The 5130-nt window shown below is 50.3% G+C and carries 5 protein-coding genes and 1 pseudogene; all 6 read left to right on the top strand.

All coding sequences use genetic code 11. The annotated features are described in order from the left end of the window. Positions 1–155: 155 nt before the first annotated feature. Positions 156–779: a DedA family protein gene (locus tag RMO84_RS00800; RefSeq protein ID WP_310486520.1), complete on the top strand. Its 624-nt coding sequence runs from the start codon at positions 156–158 to the stop codon at positions 777–779. A gap of 117 nt (positions 780–896) precedes the next feature. Then, a complete protein-coding gene (locus RMO84_RS00795) occupies positions 897–1859 on the top strand; it encodes a protein phosphatase 2C domain-containing protein (RefSeq protein WP_310486519.1) in 963 nt (320 codons plus the stop codon). A 265-nt stretch (positions 1860–2124) separates the two neighbouring features. Next, the gene (locus RMO84_RS00790) at positions 2125–3390 is read left to right on the top strand and encodes a VWA domain-containing protein (protein ID WP_310486518.1); all 1266 of its coding nucleotides are present in this window, start codon (positions 2125–2127) and stop codon (positions 3388–3390) included. Between the two features lie 160 nt (positions 3391–3550). Next, entirely contained in the window at positions 3551–4345 is a 795-nt protein-coding gene (locus RMO84_RS00785; RefSeq protein ID WP_310486517.1) for an FHA domain-containing protein, read from the top strand. 189 nt (positions 4346–4534) lie between these two features. Then, positions 4535–4834, top strand: coding sequence for a hypothetical protein (locus tag RMO84_RS00780; RefSeq protein WP_310486516.1), 300 nt, complete (start codon positions 4535–4537; stop codon positions 4832–4834). A gap of 30 nt (positions 4835–4864) precedes the next feature. Continuing rightward, positions 4865–5130: pseudogene (locus RMO84_RS00775) on the top strand (leucine-rich repeat domain-containing protein); the annotation flags it as partial.

Raw genomic sequence — 5130 nt, 5'->3', positions numbered from 1 at the left:
GGGCGGAAGAACATGGTCAGCGCAGTGATGATCAACATGCTGCCCATAAACGGTTCGATCGCTAACAGCGATACTCGAAATCCTCATCTCAAACTGTGAGAATCCCCATTCCTCAGTTAATATATAAATGTAAAGTTATATCACTTTAGGTATCGATGGAATTCCTATCACTAGAGACGATCCAGGCACTGGCAAGTCAATACGGATATCTCGCGGTCTTTGTAGGCATTCTGTTAGAAAATTTGGGGATTCCATTACCTGGTGAAACCATCACGATCGTGGGTGGCTTTTTGGCTGGGAGCGGCGAACTAAATTATTGGATCGTGCTGGGAACTGCCGCAATGGGCGCGTTTATCGGCGGGATCGGTGGCTACTCACTGGGCAAATATGGCGGTTGGCAGCTCATTCTCGCTGGAGCCAAACTCTTGCGTATTCAAGAAGTTCAGTTGGAAGAGGTCAAGACTAAATTTAGTGAAAATGCGGTTAAAGCAGTCTTCTTCGGTCGATTCATTCCCCTGGTTCGGATCGTCTCTAGTCCGATGGCAGGTGTTGTAGAAATGCCAATTGGTAAATTCCTGGCTGTTAATTTAGTTGGTGCCGTGACTTGGGCGGCGGTGATGACGACGCTGGCCTTTTTTGTCGGTCGCGTCGTCTCTCTCGAACAGTTACTGGAGTGGGTGAGTAAGTTTGCCATCTTAGCTCTATTCGTCGCGATCGGCTTTATTACCGTGCCCATCTGGTTGGAATCGCGCGCGCTCAAGTCAGGTGAAGGGGAATAGGGAGTTGGGCGTTGGGCGTTGGGAGTAATTTGATTCCAACTACTAGTTTTAAATTCCAATCTTCTAATTCCGCCCTATACCTGTAAAATTGACGGGAAGATCGTAACTTAAATGCCTATGAACTGTCATCAATGCGGGGGAACGATCGCCATAGCCGATCGCTTTTGTGAAGAATGCGGGGTCGATCTAATGAAGAAACCGCATTCCCCATCGAGTGACAACGGGTGCCCAAAGTGCGGTGCGCCAGCGAGTAAAATTGATGCCGATCGATATTGCGTCGAATGTGGCTTTCGGCAAGCAATCCTCTCAAATGACACTCTCGAATTGCAACCCGCACCCAATTTCGCTGGCGGGAGCGATCGCGGACGCAGCCACCCGCAAAATGAAGATGCGATCGCCATCGAGATCGTCGATCCGGATACATATATCATTGTCGTTTGTGATGGGGTTTCTAGCTCCCAACACCCCGAACTTGCCTCCCAAGCAGCCGTCGCTGCTGGTCTGAACGGCATCAAATTAGCTCTAGATCGGGGGACAGAGCCAGCTAGCGCGATCGAGCTGGGCGTCGCCGCCGCACTTGCCGCTGTGAGCAAAATCCCGATCGATCCGAAATCCTCGATCGATCCCTCCTCGACGACAATCGTCACGGCGATCGTCCGCAACAAGATCGCGACTATCGGTTGGCTGGGTGACAGTCGCGCCTACTGGCTCGCCCCCACAAAATCGCTCCAGCTCACTCAAGACGACTCCTGGATGCGCGATGCGATCGAATCGGGCATGTATACTCCCGCTGAAGCCGAAGCTTCCCCCTACGCCCATGCGATCGTGCGGTGGCTCGGTGCCGATACCGACGATGGTCAACCCAATCTCACGACTTTCGCCATCCCCAGCAGCGGTTACTTGCTCCTGTGTACCGATGGCTTATGGAACTACGCCCCAGATCCGGCTTACCTCCACCATTTAATTCAACAATCACCCGCTCCTGAGAGCCAAGCCCTAGTCCGCCACCTCATCGGCTATGCAAATCAACAAGGCGGACAGGATAATATTACAGTAGCAATTCTAGTAACCAGCGATTAGCAACTTGCGACCCGCTCGTTGGCGTTCGCGAAGCGTCTCGAAGAGAAGCCTACCGTAAGGTAATCAGCTTTTATACCCAATTTTTCAGTAATCACCAAAAAATAGCGGGTAGATGTTAAAGGGTAGGCTTTAGGCTTTAGGTTTTGAGGATAGATATTAACAGAGCTACGATCGACCTCCTCTGCCCCCTATTCCCTATTCGCGCCCCCCGTTCCCCGCTCCTAACTCTCCTAAAGCCTAATACCTAATACCTAACCCCTAAATCATGTTCACCGCCGAAGTCTTTCAAAATCCCTACCTATCTCAAGGGGCAACACAAGTAAACGCCATCATGACGATTACTACCAGTAGCGATGGGGCAACATTTACCGCACCTACGGGGCAACGCCTGTTCGGAATTATTTGCGATACCTCTGGCTCGATGAGTGGCTCTAAGATGGTTGCCGCCAAAGAGGCGATCGTCAAAATCATCAATCTGCTCCCTACCGATGCGGCATTCTTTGTCGTCACCGGATCGAGTCGCGCCAAATTACTGGTACCGCTAGTTAATGCCGTACCGGAAAATAAACAGCGCGCCATTACCCAGGTTAAGGAAATGGCAGCGGGTGGCGGGACATTGATGTCTACTTGGTTGCATACCGCGTTGGGCGAATTTACCAAAATGCCCCAAGCGATTTGCCAAGCCTTATTACTAACCGACGGTCAAAACGATCCCAATGACGAGCCAGATTTGGTCAGAGTCTTGGATGCATCCGAAGGCAAATTTCAGTGTGAGTGTCGCGGAGTGGGTACGGATTGGCGCGTCGCCGAATTGCAAAAAATTGCCGCCAGGTTATTAGGTACGACCGATATTATCTCCTCACCCGAGCGAATTGCTGATGATTTTCAAGCAATTCTTACCAAAGCCATGGGCAAAACAGTCAGCGATGTCAGTCTCAGATTGTGGACTCCCATCGGCGCGAAGGTATTATTTTGCAAGCAAGTCAGTCCCGAAATCGTCGATGTCACCAGTCGCGCGAAAGTAGTCAGCGATCGGATTATAGAATATCCGACAGGTGCCTGGGGGAATAACGAATCCCGCGATTATCATTTCTGTATCCAAATTAATGCGGGGAATGTCGGCGATGAAATGTTAGCTGGGAGAGCGAGCTTGATAACGCAAGCTAACGGCCAAGAAACCAAAATCACCGAAGCCAAAATCCTCGCCACCTGGACGGAAGATGAATCCAAAACCGCTAAGATCGATCGACGCGTCGCCCACTATACCGGACAAGCCGAACTCGCCCAATCGATCCAAGAAGGCTTAGAAGCCAGAGCGCAAGGTAATATCGAAGTAGCCACCGTCAAACTCGGTAAAGCCGTCCAACTCGCCCACGATTCCGGCAACGAAGCCACCGCCAAACTGCTCCGCTCCGTCGTCGATGTCGAAGACGCCGCCGCTGGCACCGTCCGCATCAAACGCACCGTCGCTAAAGAAGACGAAATGATGCTAGAGACTCGATCGACCAAAACGGCTAGAATTCAGAAGTAGTTGGGAGTTGGGAGTTGGGAGTTAAGAAAGCAAGCGTTCTTAATTATTTCTTTCACATCCCAACTCCCCGCTCCCCGCTGTCTTGAAAAGGTGCTCCACTTGGGCAAAGCCCAACTCCCAACTCCCAACTCCCATACGGTGGTACAGCAACTCCCATACGGTGGTACAGCAACTCCCAACTCCCCGCCCCCAACTCCCAACTCCCAACTCCCAACTCCCAACTCCACTCATGTACACTTGTCCCAAAGGCCACAACTCAACCGAATCAGATTTTTGCTCGGAATGTGGGGCAAAGATTCTGGGATTGGGCATTGCCGAAGTCGTCTCAAATCCTACTAGTAAAACCACACCCACATCGCCGCAATCTTTTACCACTCAACCTTGCCCCGACTGTAGTACGCCACACGAGGCGGAGAGTGGTAATTTTTGTGAGATTTGTGGTTATAACTTCCTGACTGGTGCCAAAGGTGGCGATCCTTTATCTAATTTTCCACCACCGATTCGATCTGCGGTTAATAATCCCACTACCGCACCAACTCAGCCACCGACAAATCATCCCGACCGGCCCGCAAATCCCGCTCCTCGCGCCGACAGTCAATGGCAGGCTACAATCTCGATCGATCCGAGTTTGGCCACTCCCAGTAGCCCTATAGCCCCCACTCAAGCCCCAATTACCATTCCCCTCACCCATTCAACCAATCTGATCGGACGCACCAGTGTCGCGCGTGCCATCCATCCCGAGATTCCGTTGGATTTGGATGATGCCGTCTCGTCGCGTCACGCGATTCTGACTCTCCATCCCGATGGCTCGCTGATTCTTAGAGATATCGGCTCGTCGAATGGCACGATGGTAAATGGCAAGGAAATCGCGATTATGGCAGATATCGCGATCGCTTCTGGAGATGAGATTACGCTAGGACATTGGACGAGAATTCAGATTATGAATGTGGCTTGAGTTAATCTTTTGCTGCGGGCGGGGCATGTATTTAACACTGAGGGACACAGGAGACACACAGAGGCTCACTGAGGTAATTCTATAGTGTTTTGCAGTGGATGAATATTTTCGGAAGTTGTCTGTATTTACTCGATCGAGATGTGTAGGATAGGTAGATAGTTCTGACCAAAGCTACTTCTGGTGAATATTATGAATCCAATTATCAGACAGGGCGACGTCCTCATCATTCCTAGCACCACATCCGCCACAGGTACCAAACTTCCCCACCTCACTCTCGCTGAAGGCGAAGTCACCGGACACCGCCACCGCATTAGCAATGGCGAAGCCGAATTATTCGAGCGAGATGGTGTATTGTATCTCAAAGTTTTATCGCCGACTGCAATCCTCACCCACGAGGAACACGCACAGGTAACTATTCCCCAAGGCGATTGGGAAATCCGCATTCAACGCGAATATGCTCCTGAAGGTTGGCGATATGTAGCTGATTAGAACATCAATTCACAACAGTGCTTTCTACCAATGAAGCAAGCAGAATTAGAACAAATAATCGAACAAGCTAGACTCGATCGACGGACATCATTAAATTTACGAAATCTTCTAGTAACGCCTCTGCCAGAAAGTATTGGGAATCTAGTTAATTTAACCTACCTAGATCTGGGAGAAAATCTGCTAACTAGTTTGCCAGAAAGCATTGGAAATCTCATTAATTTAACCCACCTAGATCTAGGATGCGATCCGAATGCTAATGCTCCTTTAACCAATACTGACATGCAAACAAACGATCT

It is taken from the genome of Chamaesiphon sp. VAR_69_metabat_338 (assembly GCF_031423935.1).
Classification (GTDB): domain Bacteria; phylum Cyanobacteriota; class Cyanobacteriia; order Cyanobacteriales; family Chamaesiphonaceae; genus Chamaesiphon.
Note: the sequence above shows the minus strand (reverse complement) of the source record. Positions and strands in the feature narration are given on the sequence as shown.

Coding starts and splice junctions, on each gene's coding strand:
- RMO84_RS00795 (WP_310486519.1), top strand. CDS start 897: ATGAACTGTCATCAATGCGGGGGAACGATCGCCATAGCCGATCGCTTT.
- RMO84_RS00780 (WP_310486516.1), top strand. CDS start 4,535: ATGAATCCAATTATCAGACAGGGCGACGTCCTCATCATTCCTAGCACC.
- RMO84_RS00800 (WP_310486520.1), top strand. CDS start 156: ATGGAATTCCTATCACTAGAGACGATCCAGGCACTGGCAAGTCAATAC.
- RMO84_RS00790 (WP_310486518.1), top strand. CDS start 2,125: ATGTTCACCGCCGAAGTCTTTCAAAATCCCTACCTATCTCAAGGGGCA.